This window comes from Pseudonocardia charpentierae, from assembly GCF_031845345.1.
Lineage (GTDB): Bacteria > Actinomycetota > Actinomycetes > Mycobacteriales > Pseudonocardiaceae > Pseudonocardia > Pseudonocardia charpentierae.
On sequence record NZ_JAVREJ010000078.1, the window covers coordinates 1 to 2,064 of the forward strand.

Sequence of the window (2,064 nt, forward strand, 5' to 3'; positions counted from 1 at the left end):
GGCGTCCGGCACCGTCGAACGAGGCGTCGAGCGACGGCCCGGAGTCGACACGCACTTCCGAATCGCCTCCAACACCAAGACGATGACGGCGGCGGTAATCCTCCAGCTCGCCCAAGAGGGCAAGATCGGAATCGACGACTCGGTATCGAGGTACGTCCCCGGCGTACCCAACGGCGACAACATCAGAATCGCCGAGCTGCTGAAGATGCGCAGCGGGCTCTACAACTACACGAACTCGATGGTGTTGGCGAAGAGCCTTGATGATGACCCGGCCAAAGCGTGGACTCCCGAGGAACTGTTGGCCATTGCCTTCGCGCAGCCATCCAACGCCGCACCCGGCGTCGAGTTCGAGTACAACAACACGAACTACGCGTTACTCGGCCTCATCATCGAGAGAGCGGGCGGCCAGCCGCTGGCGACGGCGTTCGAGGAGCGGTTGTTCACGCCACTCGGCATGACGAACACAGAGCTTCCCGCCCGGGACTCGAACCGCATCCCCGAACCGTTTACGCACGGCTACCTGTACGGCAGCTCGTCGGTGGCCCTCTACGGCACGCCCGAGTACACATCGGAGCAGATCGCCCAGGCCGAGGCGGGCACTCTGCCGCCCGAGGACTACACCGACGTGAACCACTCCTTCGCCTACGCCGCCGGGGGTGTCGTGTCCACGGCCAAGGACCTGGCCACGTGGATAGACGCCCTCGTCGGCGGCCGCGTGCTCAACGCCGACTATCAGAAGATGTGGCTCGACAGCCCCCTGCCGGAGAATCCCGATCGCCCCGCGGGCCTGTGGTACGGCTACGGCATCAACCGCCAGAGCTGGGGACCCAACACGATCCTCCTCCACGGGGGCGAGACCGCCGGGTACAACTCCTCGATGGTCCGCGATCCGGCCAACGACATGACGATCGTCGTGTGGACCAACCTGACCGTCGACCTCCAGATGCGCCCGACGGCCAACAACCTCATGCTGAAGGTGCTCGACCAGATCTATGTCCAGTCACCGCTCGGCCCGTAGCGACGGGTCAGGGCCAACGCCACATCGTCGGCGATCTACCAGTGCATCTACGCCACCCCGGTGTCCGCCCTGGCACGTGAGCTGATCCGGCTGCGGACCGCCCGCACCGCACGTCGCGGCGGCCGTCGCCCGCCACCAGCGCCACGGATCAAGGAGCCGACCTACATCGACGACCGACCCGCCGAGGTCGCCGGCCGCGCGGTGCCCGGCCGCTGGAAGGGCGACCTCGTCGTCGGCAAGGCCGGCCGGTCCGCCGTGGCGAGGCTGGTCTACGCCAGCTACAGCCGTGCCTGCTGTCGCAGGCCGTGTACGTAGTGGTCAAGTCCACCCTCGGACACCGTGGGGGTTCAACTCCCCGGTGACACACCGTCGCGATGATGGTGCTCAGTGGTGCGCATCGGTGAACGAGCCGCTCGGACGTCACGCCGCCAACTGTGCGCCCGACTACCGATGACACTCAGCACTCCCGGTCTACCCCGGCGACAACTCCCAAGCCGTCCCGACGAGGAGACAACGATGACCCTTCCCCGCAGCCCGCGAGACAACCCGATTCGGCACCCTCCAGGTCGCCATCTGCGTGCTGGCCCTGTCCGCCGCCGTCGTGCACATCTACCTGGGCGTGATCACTAGCGTCATGGTGGCGACCCAACCCGAAGGCGACGGCCGCAGCCGGTGCCGCGACCGCGGTCGCCCTCGGCGTGCCGGACGATGATCTGCGCCGTGCACCGCGCGGCGGGATCGCGACGCCCTCGATGGACCGCGCGCTCGACGGTTCCCTCGACGAGAAGGTCCTGACCTCTGCCCTGCGCACGTGCACCGTGCACGACGAGGAGAAGCTCCGGTCGACGCCCGAGGCTCTGCAGGGGTTGATCGAGGCGCGGCGAGCGGAGCTGGTCGCCGTCAAGGTGGACACCGACATGGCGACCACCCGCATGTGGTGGAAGCGGCCGCCGACGAGGAAGTCACCGACGGCGTGGAGACTGCTGATCGGGGCCACATGCGGCTCGTCGCCGTCTCCTGCGCGCAGGTCGGCGACGGCAACCGGC

At 67.7% G+C, this 2,064-nt stretch carries 2 protein-coding genes and 1 pseudogene; all 3 read left to right on the forward strand.

What is annotated here, in order from left to right; genetic code table 11:
• Positions 1-1,018, forward strand: a 1,018-nt coding sequence (locus tag RM445_RS31900; RefSeq protein ID WP_311560586.1) for a serine hydrolase domain-containing protein, incomplete at its 5' end; no start/stop codon positions are given.
• A 30-nt stretch (positions 1,019-1,048) separates the two neighbouring features.
• Positions 1,049-1,288 (forward strand): annotated as a pseudogene (locus RM445_RS31905) (IS30 family transposase); the annotation flags it as partial.
• A 428-nt stretch (positions 1,289-1,716) separates the two neighbouring features.
• Positions 1,717-2,064: hypothetical protein (locus RM445_RS31910; RefSeq protein ID WP_311560588.1), on the forward strand; the 348-nt coding region annotated here is incomplete at its 3' end.